This is a genomic window from Mycobacteriales bacterium (assembly GCA_035995165.1).
In the GTDB taxonomy this organism is placed as follows: domain Bacteria; phylum Actinomycetota; class Actinomycetes; order Mycobacteriales; family CADCTP01; genus CADCTP01.
The window spans coordinates 20,674-39,952 of sequence record DASYKU010000059.1; the positions used below are offsets into that span (position 1 = coordinate 20,674).

The 19,279-nt window shown below is 75.1% G+C and carries 18 protein-coding genes; 15 read left to right on the forward strand and 3 right to left on the reverse strand.

All coding sequences use genetic code 11. The annotated features are described in order from the left end of the window. Position 1 precedes the first annotated feature (1 nt). The 15 genes from VGP36_09795 to VGP36_09865 all read left to right on the forward strand — a co-directional run bounded on the left by VGP36_09795 (position 2) and on the right by VGP36_09865 (position 16,726). Complete coding sequence (locus VGP36_09795; protein HEV7655002.1) at positions 2-1,591, forward strand: Na+/H+ antiporter; 1,590 nt, start codon at positions 2-4, stop codon at positions 1,589-1,591. A 183-nt stretch (positions 1,592-1,774) separates the two neighbouring features. Then, complete coding sequence (locus VGP36_09800) at positions 1,775-3,457, forward strand: FAD-dependent oxidoreductase (protein HEV7655003.1); 1,683 nt, start codon at positions 1,775-1,777, stop codon at positions 3,455-3,457. Then, on the forward strand, positions 3,454-4,923 hold the full coding sequence (locus VGP36_09805) for an ATP-binding protein (protein HEV7655004.1): 1,470 nt from the start codon (positions 3,454-3,456) through the stop codon (positions 4,921-4,923). Before VGP36_09800 ends, VGP36_09805 begins: the two co-directional genes overlap by 4 nt. 91 nt (positions 4,924-5,014) lie before the next feature. Continuing rightward, positions 5,015-5,209, forward strand: a complete 195-nt coding sequence (locus VGP36_09810) for a CsbD family protein (GenBank protein ID HEV7655005.1) — start codon at positions 5,015-5,017, stop codon at positions 5,207-5,209. A 90-nt stretch (positions 5,210-5,299) separates the two neighbouring features. Continuing rightward, positions 5,300-5,707 (forward strand): ChaB family protein, encoded by a 408-nt coding sequence (locus tag VGP36_09815; protein HEV7655006.1) that lies wholly within the window; start codon positions 5,300-5,302, stop codon positions 5,705-5,707. Positions 5,708-5,799: 92 nt separating this feature from the next. After that, a complete protein-coding gene (locus VGP36_09820) occupies positions 5,800-5,943 on the forward strand; it encodes a GPGG-motif small membrane protein (protein HEV7655007.1) in 144 nt (47 codons plus the stop codon). Between the two features lie 311 nt (positions 5,944-6,254). After that, entirely contained in the window at positions 6,255-7,889 is a 1,635-nt protein-coding gene (locus tag VGP36_09825; protein ID HEV7655008.1) for a carbamoyltransferase C-terminal domain-containing protein, read from the forward strand. Positions 7,890-7,900: 11 nt separating this feature from the next. Next, a complete protein-coding gene (locus tag VGP36_09830; protein HEV7655009.1) occupies positions 7,901-9,376 on the forward strand; it encodes an HAD-IIIA family hydrolase in 1,476 nt (491 codons plus the stop codon). Further along, the gene (locus VGP36_09835; protein HEV7655010.1) at positions 9,373-10,461 is read left to right on the forward strand and encodes a glycosyltransferase family 9 protein; all 1,089 of its coding nucleotides are present in this window, start codon (positions 9,373-9,375) and stop codon (positions 10,459-10,461) included. Before VGP36_09830 ends, VGP36_09835 begins: the two co-directional genes overlap by 4 nt. Next, complete coding sequence (locus VGP36_09840) at positions 10,458-11,399, forward strand: glycosyltransferase (protein HEV7655011.1); 942 nt, start codon at positions 10,458-10,460, stop codon at positions 11,397-11,399. Before VGP36_09835 ends, VGP36_09840 begins: the two co-directional genes overlap by 4 nt. Further along, positions 11,396-12,619: a glycosyltransferase gene (locus VGP36_09845; protein ID HEV7655012.1), complete on the forward strand. Its 1,224-nt coding sequence runs from the start codon at positions 11,396-11,398 to the stop codon at positions 12,617-12,619. Before VGP36_09840 ends, VGP36_09845 begins: the two co-directional genes overlap by 4 nt. Next, complete coding sequence (locus VGP36_09850) at positions 12,616-14,160, forward strand: PfkB family carbohydrate kinase (protein ID HEV7655013.1); 1,545 nt, start codon at positions 12,616-12,618, stop codon at positions 14,158-14,160. Before VGP36_09845 ends, VGP36_09850 begins: the two co-directional genes overlap by 4 nt. Further along, positions 14,153-14,860, forward strand: coding sequence for an SDR family oxidoreductase (locus tag VGP36_09855; GenBank protein HEV7655014.1), 708 nt, complete (start codon positions 14,153-14,155; stop codon positions 14,858-14,860). The genes VGP36_09850 and VGP36_09855 overlap by 8 nt, the downstream gene beginning before the upstream one ends. Continuing rightward, positions 14,851-15,738: a glycosyltransferase family 9 protein gene (locus VGP36_09860; GenBank protein ID HEV7655015.1), complete on the forward strand. Its 888-nt coding sequence runs from the start codon at positions 14,851-14,853 to the stop codon at positions 15,736-15,738. The genes VGP36_09855 and VGP36_09860 overlap by 10 nt, the downstream gene beginning before the upstream one ends. Further along, the gene (locus VGP36_09865; protein ID HEV7655016.1) at positions 15,719-16,726 is read left to right on the forward strand and encodes a DNA topoisomerase IB; all 1,008 of its coding nucleotides are present in this window, start codon (positions 15,719-15,721) and stop codon (positions 16,724-16,726) included. Before VGP36_09860 ends, VGP36_09865 begins: the two co-directional genes overlap by 20 nt. On the opposite strand, the gene VGP36_09870 is transcribed toward VGP36_09865, so the two are convergent. From VGP36_09870 to VGP36_09880, 3 genes are all read right to left on the reverse strand, one after another. Then, positions 16,723-18,237 carry a CYTH and CHAD domain-containing protein gene (locus VGP36_09870; protein HEV7655017.1) on the reverse strand — a complete coding sequence of 505 codons (1,515 nt, stop codon included), beginning with the start codon at positions 18,235-18,237 and terminating at the stop codon, positions 16,723-16,725. The genes VGP36_09865 and VGP36_09870 overlap by 4 nt on opposite strands. 75 nt (positions 18,238-18,312) lie before the next feature. After that, positions 18,313-18,726: a hypothetical protein gene (locus VGP36_09875; protein HEV7655018.1), complete on the reverse strand. Its 414-nt coding sequence runs from the start codon at positions 18,724-18,726 to the stop codon at positions 18,313-18,315. Positions 18,727-18,790: 64 nt separating this feature from the next. Further along, complete coding sequence (locus VGP36_09880) at positions 18,791-19,252, reverse strand: SRPBCC family protein (protein HEV7655019.1); 462 nt, start codon at positions 19,250-19,252, stop codon at positions 18,791-18,793. Between the last annotated feature and the right edge of the window lie 27 nt (positions 19,253-19,279).

The following is a 19,279-nucleotide window of genomic DNA, read 5'->3' on the forward strand; positions in this document are numbered from 1 at the left end:
CATGCTGTTCGAGACGATGTTGCTGGTCGCGGCGGCGGCCGCCGTGGCCGGTGTCGCCCGCCGGTTCACCCTGTCCGCACCGCTGCTGCTGGTGGTGGCCGGCATCGCCGCGTCGTTCATCCCCGGCGTCGACGACTACCACCTGGAGCCGGAGCTCGTCCTCTACTTCATCCTGCCGCCGCTGTTGTTCGCCGCGGCCTGGCAGAGCTCGGTGATCAACTTCCGGCAGAACCTGCGGCCGATCGGGCTGCTCTCGGTCGGGCTGGTGTTGTTCACCACGCTCGCGGTCGGCTTCGCCGTGCACGCGGTGCTGCCGGACCTGCCGCTGGCGGCTGCGTTCGCGCTCGGTGCGATCGTCTCGCCGCCGGACGCGGTCGCCGCCACCGCGGTCGGCCGTACGGTCGGGCTGCCGCGCCGGCTGGTCACGATCCTGGCCGGCGAGAGCCTGGTGAACGACGCGACCGGGCTGACCGCGTACCGCGTCGCGGTCGGGGCGGCGGTGGCCGGCGGGTTCTCGATCTGGAAGGGGATCGCCGAGTTCGCCGTCGCCGCGATCGGCGGGGTCGTCGTCGGGATCGTGCTGGCGGTGGCGGTCGAGTGGCTGCTGCAGTACCTGCACGACCCGGTGCTGGAGAACACGCTGGTCCTGCTGCTGCCGTTCCTCGCCTTCGCCGCCGCCGAGCAGCTCGGCTGGGCCGGCTACCACGGGTCCGGGGTGCTCGCGGTCGTCACCGCCGGGCTGTACCTCGGGCACAACTCGCCGCGCCGGCAGACCGCGGCCACCCGGCTGCAGGGCACCGAGGTCTGGCGGGTGATCGAGTTCCTGCTCGAGTCGGTGGTGTTCGCGCTGATCGGGCTGCAGCTGCCGGCCGTGCTGGACGCCCTGTCCGGGCGGGATCCGGGCACGCTCGTGCTGGCCTCGGCGGTCGCGCTGGTGACCACGATCGCGGCCCGGTTCGCCTGGATGTACCCGGGGACCTACCTGCCGTTGCTGATCCCGAAGGTGGCCGGGCGGGACACCCGGCCGCCGTGGACGTACCCGACCGTGCTGGCGTGGGCGGGGATGCGCGGGGTGGTGTCGCTGGCGGCGGCGTTCGGGTTGCCGGAGTCGTTCCCGGAGCGGGACCTGATCCAGTTCCTCACGTTCGTGGTGGTGGTCGGGACGCTGCTCATCCAGGGCCTGACGCTGCCCAAGCTGATCCGCCGGCTCGGGGTGACCGGGTCGGAGGAGCAGCAGGACCTGATCCGGGAGGCCGGCGCGCAGCATGCGGCCGCGAACGCGGCGCTGGCCCGGCTCGACCAGGAGCTGGCCAACAACGGCACCGTGCCCGAGGACGTGGTGTCCCGGCTGCGGGAGAAGGCCGAGATCCGGCAGCTGGGCGCGTGGGAACGGCTCGGCGGCCGCGGTGCGGCGGACGGGTCGGCGATGGAGCCGCCGACGGTCTCGTTCCGGCGGCTGCGCCGGGCGATGATCGAGGCCGAGCGCGAGGTCTTCATCGACCTGCGTGACCGCGGTCAGATCGACGACGAGGTGCTCCTCCGGGTCCAGCGCGAACTCGACCTCGAGGAATCCATCCTCCAGCGCGAGTGAGCGGCGGACATGCGGTGGCCGGGAGGACCGGTGGCGTGGACGCTCAACGGGGCCGGGAGGCCTCGTGTCGAGGCCGGCGGAGTCCGGCCTCGCCGTCTTCGCGCCCGAGTCCTGACGGTGTTCGCTGTGCGCGAAGGGCAACGGGGAAGACGTGGGGGGCCTGCGCTGATTGACTAGGGCACCATGACTGCTCCCGACACCGGCCGCGTCGCTCGACCGGCGATCCTGACGGTCGACGACGACCCCAGCGTGTCCCGCGCGGTCGCCCGTGACCTGCGCCGCAAGTACGGCGAGGGCTACCGCATCGTCCGGGCCGAGTCCGGCCCGCAGGCGCTGGAGGCGGTGCGGGAGATCAAGCTGCGCGGCGAGCAGGTGGCCGTGCTGCTGGCGGACTACCGGATGCCACAGATGAGCGGCATCGAGTTCCTGGAGCAGGCGATGGACCTGTTCCCGCTGGCCCGCCGGGTCCTGCTGACGGCGTACGCGGACACCGACGCGGCGATCCAGGCGATCAACGTGGTCGACCTCGACCACTACCTGCTCAAGCCCTGGGACCCGCCGGAGGAGAAGCTGTATCCGGTGGTCGACGGGCTGCTGGCGTCCTGGGCCGCGGTGGACCGGCGGCCGGCCCGGGAGATCCGGGTCATCGGCCACCGCTGGTCGGCCCGCTCGTTCGAGGTCCGCGACTTCCTGGCCCGCAACTCCGTCCCGTTCCGGTGGTATCTGGCCGACGACGCCGAGGCGGTCCGGCTGCTGTCCGCGGCCGCCGTCGGCGACGACCGGCTGCCGGTCGTGATCACCGCCGAGGGCGCCGCGATGATCGAGCCGTCCGACGCCGAGCTCGCCGCCCACGTCGGCCTGGCCACGAACCCCTCCACCGACTTCTACGACCTGGTCGTGGTCGGCGGCGGACCGGCCGGTCTCGGCGCCGCGGTGTACGGCGGCTCCGAGGGGCTGCGGACGGTGCTGGTCGAGCGGCGCGCCACCGGCGGCCAGGCCGGCACCAGCTCGCGGATCGAGAACTACCTCGGATTCCCCGACGGCGTGTCCGGCGAGCAGCTGACCGAGCGGGCCCGCCGGCAGGCGCTGAAGTTCGAGGTCGAGATGCTCACCACCCGCGACGTGGTCGGGCTGGAGCAGCGCGGCAACGCCCGGGTCGTCCGGTTCGAAGACGGCTCGGAGCTGGCCGCGCACACGGTGATCCTGGCGACCGGGGTGTCGTACCGGATGCTGGAGGCGCCGGGACTGTCGGAGCTGGCCGGCCGGGGCGTCTTCTACGGCGCCGCCACCACCGAGGGCCCGTCCTGCCGCAGCCAGGACGTCTACATCGTCGGCGGCGCCAACTCCGCCGGCCAGGCCGCCATGTACTTCTCCCGGTACGCGGACAAGGTCACCCTGCTCGTCCGCGGCGGCAGCCTGGACTCCTCGATGTCGCGCTACCTCATCGACCAGATCGACAAGGTCCCCAACATCGAGGTCCGCACCTGCACCGAGGTCGTCGGCGGCAGCGGCGATGAGCATCTGGAGACGCTGGAGCTGCGCAACAACGCGAGCGGCAGCACGGAAACAGTCCCGGCGTCCTGGTTGTTCGTCTTCATAGGAGCGGCACCGCGCACCGACTGGCTCGACGGCTGCCTCGACCGGGACCCCCGGGGCTTCGTGCTCACGGGTCCGGATCTGGTCGTGGAGGGCCGGCGACCGGCCGGCTGGGCGCTGGACCGCGACCCGTACCACCTGGAGGCCAGCGTGCCCGGCGTGTTCGTGGCCGGCGACGTACGGTCGGACTCGGTGAAGCGGGTCGCGTCCGCGGTCGGCGAGGGCGCGATGGCCGTCACGCTGGTGCACCGGTACCTGGAGAAGCTGTGACTGAGACGCGCGAGACGCTGGGCCGCGACGAGCTGCGGCGGCTGTTCCTGTTCGAGTCGCTGAGCGATGAGCAGCTGGACTGGATCTCCGAGCACGGCGAGGTCAGGACGGTGCCGGCCGGCGACGTGGTGGTCGCCGAAGGCGACCCGCCCACCTGCTTCTTCGTGCTGCTGTCGGGCACGCTCGTGCTGTCCCGGCTGGCCGGGGGCGAGCGGGTGCAGATCAACCGGACCGACCACGTCGGGTCCTACTTCGGCGCCACCCAGTCCTACCTGAGCACCGACCGGGCCTCCAAGACGTACGGGGCGACGGTCGAGGCCGCGACCGAGATGCGGATCTTCCAGCTGCCGGCGGACGAGTGGGGTACCCAGGTCCGCGAGTGGTTCCCGATGGCGATCCACCTGCTCGACGGGATCTTCCTCGGGATGCAGAACAGCCAGCGGCTGGTCAACGAGCGGGAGCGGCTGCTCGCGCTCGGGTCGCTGTCCGCCGGCCTGACCCACGAGCTGAACAACCCGGCCGCGGCCGCCGTGCGGGCCACCGCCGCGCTGCGCGAGCGGGTCGCCGGGATGCGGCACAAGCTGGCCATGCTGGCCGGCGGCGCGATCGCGCCGGCCAACATGCCGGCGCTGGTGAAGCTGCAGGAGGAGGCGGTCGAGCGGGTCGCGAAGGCGCCGAAGCTCGGCCCGATCGAGGCCAGCGACGCCGAGGACGAGCTCGGTGACTGGCTGGAGGACCACGGCGTCAGCGGCGGCTGGGACCTGGCCCCGACGCTGGTCAACGCGGGGCTGGACGTCGAGTGGTTGGCCGAGGCGGTGCAGAAGTGCCCGGGCACGGCCACCGAGGGCGCGATCCGCTGGCTGGCGTACACGGTCGAGACCGAGATGCTGATGAACGAGATCGAGGACGCCACCACCCGGGTGTCCACGCTCGTCGGCGCGGCCAAGCAGTACTCGCAGATGGACCGGGCCCCGTTCCAGGTCGTCGACGTGCACGAGCTGCTCGACTCGACGCTGGTGATGCTGGCCCGCAAGATCGGCGACAAGGTCACGGTGGTCAAGGACTACGACCGGACGCTGCCGCCGCTGCCGGCGTACGCGGCCGAGCTCAACCAGGTCTGGACCAACCTCATCGACAACGCGGTGCAGGCGATGGCGGGGGAGGGCACGCTGACCGTGCGGACCTCCCGCGAGGACGACTGCATCGTCGTCGCCATCGGGGACACCGGTCCGGGCGTGCCGCCGGAGATCGCCGGGCGGATCTTCGAGCCGTTCTTCACCACCAAGCCGGTCGGCGAGGGTACCGGCCTGGGCCTGGACATCTCCTGGCGGATCGTGGTCAAGAAGCACCACGGCGACATCCAGCTGGACTCCGAGCCGGGCGCGACCTGGTTCCTGGTCCGCCTCCCGCTCGCCTCCGACGCCGACATGCCGGACCTGTCGGCCGCCGAGGGCATCGACGACTAGCCCGTCGGGGGCGGTCCACTACCCGGCGACCGCGACCGCGATCGGGGTCGCGGTCGCGGATAGAGCGGAATTTGGTGGGTAGACCAGTGTCATGGGACTCGACGACAAGATCGGCAATGCCGCTGACCGTGCGGCCGGACGCGGCAAAGAGGCGGTCGGCGCGGCCACCGACGACGAGGAGATGCGCAACGAGGGTCGCGGCCAGCAGACCGAGGCGGACGTGAAGGACGCCGGCGAGAAGGTCAAGGACGCCGGCGACAAGGTCAAGGACGCGTTCAAGCGCTGATCGGCGACCTGCCGGAAGGGCACCAGCCGCGACCCGGCCGGTGCCCTTCCGGCTTTCCGGGGTATGACCCGGTCCAGGAGGTGAGGGTCGATGCCCGCCAAGAAGGACCTGCCGGCGACGCTCCAGCGGTCGCCCAAGAAAGCGCAGGAGACGTGGTCGAAGACGCACGACTCGGCCGTCGAGGAGTACGGGGAGGGTGAGCGCGCCCATCGCACCGCGTTCTCCTCGCTCAAGCACTCGTACGAGAAGGTCGGCGACCACTGGGAGCAGAAGGACGAGAAGGGTCCGTCGGACGCTCAGGCGGCCCGGTCCGGCCGCGCGTCCCGCAAGTCCCGGCCGACCCCGGGCGGCGTGGACGCCAACGCGTCCAAGGCCCACCTGATGGAGCTGGCGAAGCGCCTGGACGTCCGGGGCCGGTCCCGGATGACCAAGGACGAGCTCGTCGAGGCCCTCCGGAAGGCGAACAACCGGGAGAGCGCGCGGTCCCTCCGGAAGTGACCGCGGAGCCGCATCCGACCGCGCACCCAGAGTAGTCGAAGATCACCCACCGTCCTGTTTGGACAGTCATTTTCAGGGGGTAACAAGACGCCATGGAATTCATCCTCTGGATCCTCGCAGTCATCCTGGTCATCGCCGGGATCGTCCAGATCGTCCGCGGCGCGCTGCTGTTCGGCATCGTGCTCATCGTGGTGGGCCTGCTTGTCGGGCCGGGCGGGGTGAGCATCTTCACCTAAGGCCTGGCATCAGTCGGGGATGACGAGGTTGGAAGCCGGCGCTGTCTGAGTCCCGGTGGTGATACCTCACGGCCCGGTTCCCCTCGCGGGGGACCGGGCCGACGCCTGTCCGCGGTCGGGCCGCCGCAGGGTCCCCCGCAAAGGTCTCTTCCGGGCGCGCTGAGTAGCGGTTCTCGTCCGTTCGGGTTTGACTGGCGGGTGCGCCGGGGAACCATTACGGCGCCGATGCTTGAGCCGCAGGCATCCCCCCGTGTCTCGGCGCCGGTTCATCTCTGTGACGGCGCCGAGATCGCCTACCGGAGGTTTCCTGCGTGCGTGTCCTCGGCATCAACGCGATCTACCACGACCCGGCCGCCGCCCTCGTCGTCGACGGCGAGGTCGTCGCCGCGGCCGAGGAGGAGCGGTTCAGCCGCCGCAAGCACGGCAAGCGGCCGGTGCCGTTCGCGGCCTGGGAGCTGCCGGAGCTGGCCGCGGCCTGGTGCCTGGAACGGGCCGGGCTGACCGCCGCGGACGTGGACGTCGTGACGTACTCGTTCGACCCGGCGCTGGTCCGCCCGCCGGCCGAGGTCGGGGTCGAGGACCCCTGGGACTCGCTGCGGACCACGTACGCGCAGCGGGCGCCGCAGTTCCTGGCCACCGCGCTTCCCGGGCTGGACCCGGACGCCGTGCGCTACGTCCCGCACCACATCGCCCACGCCGCCTCGGCCGGGTTGGCCGCGCCGCAGCGCGAGTCCGCGGTGCTCGTGCTCGACGGCCGCGGCGAGGCCGTCTCCCACCTCGCCGGGCGGTACGCGGCCGACGGCACGCTGACCGTCCTGGCCTCCCAGTCGCTGCCGCACTCGCTCGGCCTGCTCTACGAGGACGTCACCGAGCACCTGGGCTTCCTGCGCTCCTCCGACGAGTACAAGGTGATGGCGCTGGCCTCGTACGGGACGCCGCGGCACCTGCCGCTGCTGCGCGAGGCGATCCGGGCCACCGGCGACGGCGGCTTCCGGACCGACCCGGTCGCCTGGGACGCGCTGGCCAAGCGCCGGGCCGCGGCCGACGAGTTCACCGCCGAGCACGCCGACCTGGCCGCGAGCGTGCAGGTCCGCCTGGAGGAGGTGCTGCTGGAGCTGGCGACCTGGCTGCACCGGCAGACCGGGGAGAAGGCGCTGACGATGGCCGGCGGGGTCGCGCTGAACTGCGTGGCCAACTCGCGGCTGGCGGCCGAGGGGCCGTACGAGACGGTCTGGGTGCAGCCGGCGGCCGGGGACGCCGGCACCGCGCTCGGCGGCGCGCTGCACGTGGCCGCGGCCGCGGGGGAGCGGGCCGAGCCGATGGCCGGCGCCGACCTCGGCCGGGGCTGGACCGACGCCGAGCTCGCGGCCTGGCTGGACACCGCCCGCTGGCCGTACACGCGACCGGCCGACCTGGCCGGTGAGGTCGCCGACGTGCTGGCCGCGGACGGGGTGGTGGCCTGGTTCGCCGGTCGCGCCGAATACGGCCCGCGCGCGCTCGGGCACCGCTCCCTGCTGGCCAACCCCGGCCGGCGGGAGACCCTGACGAAGCTCAACGACGTCAAGGGCCGGGAGCAGTTCCGGCCGGTGGCGCCGATGATCCGGCTGGACCGGGCGGCGGACGTGTTCGAGGGGCCGCTGCCCTCGCCGTACATGCTGTTCGTGCACCGGGTCCGGGACGAGTGGCGGGACCGGATCCCGGCCGTCGTGCACGTCGACGGCACGGCCCGGGCCCAGACGGTCGACCCGGAGCGGGAGCCCGGGGTGGCGGCGCTGCTCACCGCGTTCGAGCGGCGGACCGGGCTGCCCTGCCTGGTGAACACGTCGCTGAACACGGCCGGGCGGCCGATCGTGGACGACCCGCGGGACGCGCTGGAGCTGTTCGGGTCGGCCCCGGTGGACGTGCTCGTCCTCGGGCCGTACCTGGTCCGGCGGCCGCTCTCGTGACAGCTTTCTCGGTGGTCGTCCCGACCGTCGGGCGCCCGTCGCTGCGGGTCCTGCTCGACGCGCTCGCGGCCGGGACCGGGCCGGTTCCCGCGGCGGTGCTGGTGGTGGACGACCGCCGGGTGACCGACCGCGCCCTGGACCTGCCGGCCTGGGCGCCGATCCGGGTCGTGCCGGGTACGGCCCGCGGGCCGGCCGCGGCCCGCAACCTCGGCTGGCGGGCGGCGACGACGCCCTGGGTCGCCTTCCTCGACGACGACGTACGGCCGGGGCCGTCCTGGACGGCGGACCTGGTCCGGGACCTGGCCGGGCTGCCCGCGGCGGTGGCCGGGTCGCAGGGCCGGCTGCGGGTGCCGCTGCCGGCCGGCCGCCGCCCGACCGACTGGGAGCGGGTGACCGCGGGGCTGGCCGGCGCGGCCTGGGCGACGGCGGACATGGCCTTCCGGCGCCCGGCGCTGGTCCGGGTCGGCGGCTTCGACGAGCGGTTCCCGCGGGCGTACCGGGAGGACGCCGACCTGGCCCTGCGGCTGCTGGACGCCGGCTTCACGCTGGTCCGGGGTGCGCGGCAGGTCGAGCACCCGGTCCGGCCGGCCTCGCGCTGGGTGTCCGTACGGACCCAGGCCGGCAACGCAGACGACGCGCTGCTGCGCCGGCTGCACGGGCGGACCTGGCGGGAGCGGGCCGGTGCCGGCCGCGGGCGGCTGCCCCGGCACGTCATGGTCACCTCGGCCGCGCTCGTCTCGTTGGTCGGTGTCGTGACACGAAACAGGAAGCTGGCGGTCGGGGCGGGGCTGGCGTGGCTGGCCGGGACGGCGGAGTTCGCCCGGGCCCGGATCGCGCCCGGGCCCCGGACGCCGGCCGAGGTGGCCACCATGCTGGCGACCTCGGCGGTGATCCCGCCGGTCGCGGTGGCGCACCGGGTCCGGGGCGAGCTCACCGCCCGGGGGGAGCGGCCGCTGCGCGCGCCGCGGTACGCGGTCCTCTTCGACCGGGACGGCACGCTCGTGCACGACGTCCCGTACAACGGCGACCCGGCGCTGGTGGAGCCGGTGCCGGGGGCGCTGGCGGCGCTGGACCGGCTGCGGGCCGGCGGGGTGCCGCTCGGGGTGGTGACCAACCAGTCCGGCATCGGCCGCGGGTACGTCACCCGCGACCAGGTCGACCTCGTCAACGCGCGGGTCGAGGAGCTGCTCGGGCCGTTCGACACCTGGCAGCTGTGCCCGCACCGGCCGGACGCCGCCTGCGGGTGCCGCAAGCCGCAGCCGGGGCTGGTGCTGGCCGCGGCGGCCGCGCTCGGCGTGCCGCCGGAGCGGTGCGTGGTGATCGGGGACATCGGCGGGGACCTCGGCGCGGCCCGGGCCGCCGGCGCGCGGTCGGTGCTGGTGCCGACCGCGGTGACCCGGCCCGAGGAGGTGGCGGCCGCGCCGGTGGTCGCGGCCGATCTCGCGTCCGCGGTGGAGGTCGCCCTGGCGATGGTGGGGCGGTCGTGAACGCTCCGTCCGCCTCGGCCGGTCCGCAGCGGGTGCTGGTGGCGCGGTTGGACAATGAGGGCGACGTGCTGCTGGCCGGGCCGGCGGTGCGGGCCGTCGCCGCCGCGGCCGAGGTCGTGCTGCTGACCGGACCGCGCGGCCGGCAGGCGGCGGCGCTGCTGCCCGGGGTGACCGAGACGATCGAATGGCGGGCGCCGTGGATCGACCCGGCGCCCGAGCCGGTCGAGCGGTCCGATGTGGACGGTCTGGTCGCGACGCTGCGGTTCCTGCGGCTGGATGCGGCGGTCGTGCTCACCTCGTACCACCAGTCGGCGTTGCCGCTGGCGTTGCTGCTGCGGCTGGCCGGGGTCCGGCATGTGACCGCGATCAGCGCGGACTACCCGGGCTCGCTGCTGGACGTCCGGCACCGCGTCGAGGAGGACCTGCCGGAGGCCGAGCGGGGACTGTCGACCGCGGCGGCGGCCGGGTTCGGGCTGCCGCCCGGGGACGACGGGCGGCTGCGGGTGCGCCGGCCGCTGCCGGCGGTGGACCACCTCACCGGACCCGGGCCGTACGTGGTGCTGCACCCGGGCGCGTCGGTGCCGGCCCGGGCCTGGTCGCCGGACCGGTGCGCCGGCGCGGTGCGGGCGTTGGCCGCGGCCGGGCATCGCGTCCTGGTCACCGGCGGGCCGGCCGAGACCGCCCTGACGGCCGCCGTCGCTGGGCCGGCCGCGGCGGCTGGGCCGGGGCCGGGTGCCGGCGCGCGGGCGGGTGCCGGGGCGGGCGTGCTGGATCTGGGTGGGCGGACGAGTTTCGCGGAGCTGGCGGCGGTGCTGGCCGGGGCAGCAGTGGTGGTGGTCGGCAACACCGGCCCGGCGCACCTCGCCGCCGCGGTCGGCACCCCGGTCGTCTCGCTGTTCGCCCCGGTCGTCCCGGCCGCCCGCTGGGCCCCGTACGGCGTGCCGAGCGTCCTGCTCGGCGACCAGGACGCGCCCTGCCGGGCCACCCGGGCGACGGTCTGCCCGATCCCCGGGCACCCCTGCCTGGACACGGTGACCGCGGACGACGTCGTCGTCGCGGTCGAGAAGCTGGCCGGTGCGGCATGAGGGTCCTCAGCTGGCACGTGCACGGGGCCTGGAGCACCGCGTTCGTCCGGGGCGCGCACGACCACCTCGTCCCGGTCGTCCCGGACCGCGGCCCGGACGGCCGCGGCCGGGCGCGGACGTACGACTGGCCGGCGGCGGTCCGGGAGGTGACCCCGGCGCAGCTGGCCGCCGAGCCGGTCGACGTGGTCGTGCTGCAGCGCCCGCGCGACCTGGAGCTGGCCGACACCTGGCTCGGCGGCCGGCGGGTCGGCCGCGACGTCCCGGCCGTGTACGTCGAGCACGACTGCCCGCGCGGGGACGTGCCGCGCACCCGGCACCCGCTGGCCGACCGGGATGACATCCCGATCGTGCACGTGACCCACTTCAACGCGCTGATGTGGGACTCGGGCCGGGCGCCCACGGTGGTGATCGAGCACGGCGTACCGGACCCGGGTCCACTGTGGACCGGCGAGCTGGCCCGGGCCGCGGTGGTGGTGAACGACCCGGTCCGGCGCGGCCGGCTGGTCGGGGCCGATCTGCTGCCGGTCTTCGCCGGGATCGCCCCGCTCGACCTGTTCGGCATGAACACGGACCAGGTGGAGGGTGTCGTCGCTCACGATCTGCCCCAGCTCGAGATGCACGATGCGCTCGCACGGCGCAGGGTGTATCTGCACCCGTTCCGATGGACATCGCTCGGCCTGTCGCTGGTCGAGGCCATGCACCTCGGGATGCCGGTGGTGGCGTTGGCCACCACCGAGGCGGTCGAGGCGGTGCCGCCGGGTGCCGGGGTCTGTTCGAACCGGATGGACGTGCTGAGCGATGGAGTACGCCGGCTGCTCGCCGACCGTGACGCGGCCGCTGCGGCGGGCCGCGTGGCCCGCCGCGCTGCCCTGGACCGGTACGGGCTGTCCCGCTTCCTGCACGACTGGGACCGACTTCTCAAGGAGGTGACCCGATGAGGATCGCCATGGTGTCCGAGCACGCCAGCCCGCTTGCCGTGGTCGGGGGGGTCGACGCGGGTGGTCAGAACGTGCACGTCGAGGCCCTGTCCCGCGCGCTGGCGCGGGCCGGGCACGAGGTGACCGTCTACACGCGACGCGATTCGGCCGACCTGCCGGCCCAGATCCGGACGGCGGACGGGGTGCTCGTCACGCACCTGGACGCCGGGCCGGCGACGCCGCTGCCCAAGGACGACCTGCTGCCGCTGATCGGCAAGTTCGGCTCGGCCCTGGCGGCGCAGCTGGCCGCGGCCCCGCCGGACCTCGTGCACGCCCACTTCTGGATGTCCGGGCTGGCCGCGCTGGCCGCCACCCGGGAGCTGGACGTGCCGGTGGTGCAGACCTTCCACGCGCTGGGGGTGACCAAGCAGCGCTTCCAGGGCCAGCAGGACACCAGCCCGCCGACCCGGATCCGGTTCGAGCGGGCACTGGCGCACGACGCCGCCCGGATCATCGCGCTGTCCTCCGACGAGGTCGGCGAGCTGCTGGCGATGGGCGCGACCCGCGACCGGATCGCGGTGGTGCCGTCCGGGGTGGACGTCGAACAGTTCCGGCCGGACGGGCCGGTCGCCGAACGGGGCGAGCGGCCGCGGGTGCTGTGTGTCGGCCGGCTGGTGCCGCGCAAGGGTTTCGACACCGTCATCCGGGCGCTGGCCGCGGTCCCGGAGGCAGAGCTGATCATCGCCGGTGGCCCGGTCGCGGACCGGATGACCACCGATCCGGAGGCGGCCCGGCTGATGCGGCTGGCCGAGCGGTTCGGCGTGGCCGACCGGGTCCGGCTGGCCGGCGCGGTGTCCCGGGCGGACATGCCCGTGCTGATGCGCTCGGCCGACGTCGTCGTCTGCACGCCCTGGTACGAGCCGTTCGGGATCGTGCCGCTGGAGGCGATGGCCTGCGGGGTGCCGGTGATCGCCGGCGCGACCGGCGGGTTCCTGGACACGGTCGTGGACGGCGCGACCGGCACGCTGGTGCCGTCCCGCCGGCCGGACCGGCTGGCCGCCGCCATGCGGCAACTGCTGGCCGAGCCGTTCTGGCGGGAGGCGTACGGGACCGCGGGCGTGGACCGGGCCCGCTCCCGCTACTCCTGGGACCGCATCGCCGCCGGCACCCTGGCCGTGTACGAGGACGTGCTCGGCCGGGTCGAGCCCGCCGCCGACGCGCTCGAGACCACGCCCGCGTGAGGGGCCCGCTGGTCGTCGTCGGCGACGTGCTGCTGGACCGGGACCTGTCCGGACGGGCCGACCGGCTCAGCCCGGACGCCCCGGTGCCGGTGGTCAGCGCGCTGACCGAGGCCGAGCGGCCGGGCGGGGCCGGGCTGGCGGCGCTGCTGGCCGCCCGGGACGCGGGCGAGGTCGTGCTCGTCACCGCGCTCGGCGACGACCCGGCCGGGGAGCGGGTCGCCGCGCTGCTGGCCGCCGCGGGCGTGACCGTGATCGCCGGCCGGTTGCCGGGGCGGACGCCGGTGAAGGAGCGGATCCGGGTCGCCGGGCAGTCGCTGCTGCGGCTGGACCGGGAGGAGGCCGCACCCGGGCCGCCGGTGGTCACCGCGGCGATGCGGGCAGCCGTCCACGGTGCCGGGGCGCTGCTGGTCTCCGACTACGGCCGGGGGCTGAGCGCGGACGCCAGGCTGCGCTCGGCGCTGGCCGCGGCGACCGCGTCGGTGCCGGTGGTCTGGGACCCGCACCCGCGCGGGGCCGAGCCGGTGCCCGGAGTCCGGGTGGCGACGCCGAACCTGGCCGAAGCGCTGCGGTTCACCGGCCTGTCCGCGGACGGCGGGACGGTCGCCGCGGCGGCGCGGGCGGCCCGGCTGCTGGCCCGGCGGTGGCGGGCGGCCGGGGTCGCGGTGACGCTCGGCCCGCGCGGCGCGCTGCTGGCCGGACCGGACGACGTACCGCTGGCCGTGCCGGTGTCGCAGGCAGCGGGCGGGGACCCGTGCGGAGCGGGGGACCGGTTCGCCGCGACGGTGACGGTCCGGCTCGCGGCCGGGGCGCTGCCGAGCGAGGCCGTCACCGCCGGCGTGGCGGCCGCGTCGGCCTACGTCGCCGCCGGTGGGCCGGCCTCGCTGGCCCCTGTCCTGTCGGCGCCGTCCGGCAGTCCGTCGGCGGCGCCGGGCGGATCGGTGGCGTCGGCTGCCGGCTCGGCACTGTCCATGGTGGATCCGGGACTGGCTGTTCCGGACCGGCCCGGCCCTGTCGGGGTGGGCCGGTCCGGGACGGCCGCGGTGAGCCGGCCGGCGGCCGAGGTGGTCCGCCGGACCCGGGCCGCCGGCGGCGTCGTGGTCGCCACCGGCGGCTGTTTCGACCTTCTGCACGCCGGGCACGTCGCGACCCTGGAGGCGGCCCGGCGGCTCGGGGACTGCCTGGTCGTCTGCCTCAACTCCGACGAGTCGGTCCGCCGGCTCAAAGGTGCGGGCCGGCCGCTGGTGCCGGCCCGGGACCGGGTCCGGGTGCTGGAGGCGCTCGGCGCCGTCGACGCGGTGACCGTGTTCGCCGAGGACACCCCGCTGGCGGTGCTCGACGCGATCCGGCCCGACGTGTGGGTGAAGGGCGGCGACTACGCCGCACCGGCGCTGCCGGAGACCGAGCTGCTGGCCGGCTGGGACGGGCAGGTCGTGGTCGTGCCGTACCTGGCCGGCCGCTCGACCACCCGCCTGGTGGAGACGGCCGGCGGCGAGCTGAGTGGGAACGACGAGATGACTACTGCTGGGAGGCAGGATGGCTGAGCGTCCACTGGGGACGGTGCTGGTGACCGGAGGAGCGTCCGGGCTCGGCGCGGCGACCGCGCTGGCGGTGGCACAGGCGGGCGGGACCGCGCTGGTGCTGGACCGGGTGCCGCCACCGGCGGAGGTGAAGGACGCGATCGCCGACTTCGAGGTGGTCGACCTGGCCGACGCCCGGGCGGCCGAGGCCGCGGTCCGGGCGATCGCGGAGCGGGCCGGCGGTCTGGATGCCGTCTTCACCCCGGCCGGTACGGACAAGTGCGGCATGCTGGCCGACGTCGACGGTGCCGACTGGGACCGGGTGATCCTGGTCAACCTGATCGGCACCGCCGCGGTGGTGCGGGCCGCGCTGCCGTACCTGACCGCGTCGCACGGCCGGGTCGTCACCTGCGCCTCGACGCTGGGGTTCCGGGCGCTGTCGGACGCCACCGCATACTGTGCGTCGAAGTTCGGGGTGGTCGGGTTCACCCGGGCGCTGGCGGCCGAGCTGCAGGGCACGGTCGGCGTGACGATGCTGGTGCCGGGCGGGATGCAGACCGCGTTCTTCGACGACCGGGACGAGAAGTACAAGCCGCCGGCGGACGCGAAGCTCAACGACCCGGCGAACGTGGCCGCGACCGTGCTGTTCGCGCTGCGCCAGCCCGCCGGCTGCGAGGTGCGCGAGCTGGTGGTGACGCCGTCGGTGGAGAGCTCGTGGCCGTAGCCGACCTGCTGGTGCTGCGGGCGCTCGGGCTGGGCGATCTGCTGACCGCGGTGCCGGCGCTGCGGGGACTGCGGCGGGCCCGGCCCGGGCACCGCCTGGTGCTGGCCGGGCCGGCCGCGCTGGAACCCTTGGCCCGGCTGTCCGGCACGGTCGACGCGGTGCTGCCGCGGTCCGGATTGGACGGTCCACTCCGGACGGACGGGCCGGCCCTCGCGGTGAACCTGCACGGCCGCGGGCCGCAGTCGACCCGGCTGCTGCGGGCGACCGGGCCGGCCGAGCTCTGGTCGTACGGCCTCGGTCCGATGTGGACGGACGGGGAGCACGAGGTCGACCGCTGGTGCCGGCTGCTGTCCTGGTACGGCGTCCCGGCCGATCCGGGCGACCTCCGGCTGGACCGGCCGGACGAGCCGAGCCCGGCGCCGGGGGCGGTGGTGGTCCACCCGGGCGCGGCGTCGGGGTCGCGGCGCTGGCCGGTCGACCGGTTCGCCGCGGTGGCCCGGGAACTGGCCGCGGACGGGCACCGGGTCGTGGTCACCGCCGGACCGTCCGAACGCGACCTGGCCGCCGCGGTCGGGGCCGAGTGGGTGCCGACCGGGCTGACCGGGCTGGCCGCGCTGGTGGCCGAGGCCGCGCTGGTGGTCTGCGGGGACACCGGCGTCGCCCACCTCGCCACCGCGTACGGGACGCCGTCGGTGCTGCTGTTCGGCCCGACCCCGCCGGCCGAGTGGGGCCCGCGCTCCGGGCCGCACACCGTGCTCTGGTCCGGCGGCCGGGGCGACCCGCACGGCGCCGAGCCCGACCCCGGCCTGCTGCGGATCACCGTGGCCGAGGTGCTGGCCGCGGCCCGGAGGGGGATCCGTGCCCCGGCTGCGCCGTAGCGACCCGAACCGGCCCGGCTTCACCCGCCGCCGGGCCGGCACCGGCTGGACGTACCGGGACGTGGACGGGAGCCGGATCACCGACCGGGGCGCGGTCGAGCGGATCCGGGCGCTGGTGATCCCGCCGGCCTGGCAGGACGTCTGGATCAGCCCGTATCCGAACGGGCACATCCAGGCGGTCGGGACCGACGCCGCCGGCCGCCGGCAGTACCGCTACCACGACGCCTGGCGGGAGCACCGGGACCGGGTCAAGCACCTGCGGGTGCTGCAGGTGGGGGAGAAGCTGCCGGCGCTGCGCCGGCGCTGGGCCCGGGACCTGCGCCGCGAGGACCTCGACCGCAACCGGGTGCTGGCCGCCGCGGCGACGCTGCTGGACCTCGGCCTGTTCCGGGTCGGCGGCGAGGAGTACGCCGAGGAGCACAGCACGTACGGGCTGGCCACCCTGCGCCGGGAGCACGTCACCGTCAGCGGCGCCCGCCTCGTCTTCGACTACACCGCCAAGGCCGGCATCCGCCGCCAGGAGGAGGTCCGCAACGCCCGCGTGGCCGCGGTCGTCACCGCGCTGCACGACCGGGCCGACGACCCCAACCCGGAGCTGTTCGCCTACCGGCACGGGGACTCCTGGAACGACGTGAAGAGCGCGACGGTCAACGAGTACCTGCGCGAGGTGTCGGGGCTGGACATGTCGGCCAAGGACTTCCGCACCTGGCACGCGACCGTGCTCATGGCCACCGTCCTCGGCCGGACGGCCGTCCCGGCCAGCCGGCGCGGCCGGGACAAGGCCGTGCGGGCCGGGTACGTCGCGGTCGCCGAGGCGCTCGGCAACACGCCGGCCGTGAGCAAGGCGTCCTATGTGGACCCGCGGGTGGTCGACCTCTACCACGGCGGCACCACGATCGCGGTCCCGCCGACGAGGCGCTCCGACGACGCGATGCGCTCGGCCCTGGAGAAGGAGGTCCTGGACCTCCTGCACGTGGAGCCCGACTAGAGCCAGCCGGTCGCCTTCGGGCGGGCGATCGCCTTGCGGGCGGCGGGCAGCCCGGCCTCCAGGTCGGCCGCCTCGGTGGCCATCTCCGCGTGCAGCAGGCCGTAGGTGAAGCCGTTCTCGCCGGCGCCATGCGCCTGCATGCCGGCCGCGCGCAGCAGCTCGCGGGTGACGACCGAGTCGTGCTGGTCGCCGAGCAGCTCCTGCAGGTCCTCCATCGCCGCGGCCAGCGCGGCCGGGCCGGGGCCGCCGACCGGAGCGGCCGCCTCGGCCCCGTACCGCGACCGCTTGGCCGCCTTGCGGGCCTCGTGCAGCGCGGTGTCCCGGCCCAGCACGCCCGGCAGCGGCGGACCGTGCGGCTCGGCCTTCTCCGCGGTGTCCAGCAGCCGGTCCACCTCGGCCACGGTCCGCTTCACCCGGTGCGGCACGTACGTCTTCGCCGGCCGCCGGCCGTGCTCGGTCGGCGGCGCGGCCAGCAGCGCGTCGAGCTCGTCCAGCAGCGCCGCGTACCGCCGCCCGTTCAGGGCGGTGACCAGCGCCTTGTGGTCCTTGACCCCCCGCGCGCGGACGCCGTCGGTGAGCCGGGCCGAGACCGGGCCGACGACCAGCTCCGGCGGCAGCGTGTGCAGCGTGGCCTCCAGCCGGCCCGCCATCACCTCGGCGTCGCGGACCCGGCCGAGTACGTCGGCCAGCCACTTCAGCTCGGCCCGCAGGTGGTCGCCGGCGGCCCGGTCCCACAGCGGCCGGAACGTCTTCAGCGTGCTGCGCAGCCGCCGGGTCGCCACCCGCATCTTGTGCACGGCGTCCGGCTCGTCCCGGCGGACCCGCGGGTCGTACGCGACGATCGTGTCCCGCTGGGCCCGCACGTACGCGCCGACGACCGCGGCGGCGCTGCCCTTCGGGCCGGGCTCGGGCTCGGCCTCGGGCCAGCGGCCGTCGAGGGCGCGGGCGATCTTGGCCGGGTCGGCCGAGCGGGCCGCGCCGGCCTTGCGCAGCTTCTTGTCCACCGTGCGCAGCAGCTCGCGGTCGCCGTCGACGAGCTCGACCTCCAGCTCGCGCCAGCGCTGCGCCGCGGCCGGGTCGGCGACCACCTCGGAGGCGACCTCGTCGTCGGCGACCAGCGCCAGCACCCGGCCGTCCGGGTCGAGCAGCGGCCACTCGGTCCGGCGGGTGGCCATCTTCACCGTCGGGCGCAGGGTGGCGCCGCGGCTGATCGCGCGGACCTCGGCCCCGACCGCGGCCGGCACCGCGGCGGTCCGCCCGGCCGGCAGCTGGACCTCGTCCCGCTCGTCCGGGGCGCGGTAGCGCTTGACGTGCCAGCCGGCGTCGGTCCCGCCGGTACGCCGGCGCAGCGCGACCTTGTCCGCGGCCAGCCGCAGGTCGGCGGTGTCGTAGTAGACGGCGACCAGGTCGTGGGTGGCCGGCTCGCCGAGCGTGGTGCCGGCGGGGGCGAGGCGCGGGTCGACCGCGAAGTCCGGCGGAACCTCGTACTTACGCTCGATCTCGCTCGCCACCGTCCCCGCCTCCCGCACCGTCGCCGTCGCCGTCGTTCACCTGCAGGCTACCCGGCGTACATCAGCGGACGGGCGTCAGAAGCGCTCGCCCTCCTCGTGCAGGCCGAGGGCCTGCACGACCTCGCCGAGCTGCTCGTACACCTGGCCGGTGGGCAGCTGCCGGACCAGCTGCTGCAGCCGCTCCGGCGCGTTGGTGTCGACGAGGTGCCCGAGCAGGCCGGACTCGTCGTTCGGGAACACCGAGCGGGGCAGGTGCTCGCCCAGCTCGCTGCGCAGCTCCACGTCCTGCTGGGTCATGCCGGCCGGCACGCCGGGCTGCAGGCCCTCGGGCGCCTCGAGACGACCCGGGTCGACCTGGTCCTCGCCGGTGGGCTCGGTCTCCTTCCACTCCTCGGCCCGCGTCGGCCGCTCCGCCGTCATGAATCCCTGGACCTCCTGCTCCATCTCGTCGTCGAGACGGGCCGAGTGCTTGCTGCTGCCGCGCTCCATGGTCAGTGCTCCTCCCCGAGTAGGGCCCCCACCGAACATCCTCGTCCAGATCGGCCGCGGGCGCTCAGGGGGTCTGGCGGTCGACCTGGCCGCGCCAGCCGCCCTCGGCGGTCCCGCGGGACTCGATGAACTTCTTGAAGCGCTCGAGGTCGCCCTCGACCCGGCGCCCGACGAAGCCGAGCTTGTCGCCGACCGTCTCCACCAGGCCGGCCGGCTCGAAGTCGACGACGAGGATCACCCGGCTCGTGCCCGCGTCCACCGGGTGGAAGGAGACCACCCCGGCCTGCTTGGGTCCGTCCACCGAGGTCCAGGCGATCCGCTCGTCCGGGCTCTGCTCGGTGATCTCGGCCTCGAACTGCCGGTGCACGCCGCCGATCGAGGTCACCCAGTGCGTCCGGGTGGGGGAGAGCTGGTCGACGCGGTCGACGCCCTCCATGAACTGCGGGAAGGACTCGAACTGGGTCCACTGGTCGTACGCGGTGCCGACCGGGACGTCGACGTCGATCGACTTCTCGACGGTGCTCATCAGGACGGTCCTCCTCCCTTCTGCTAC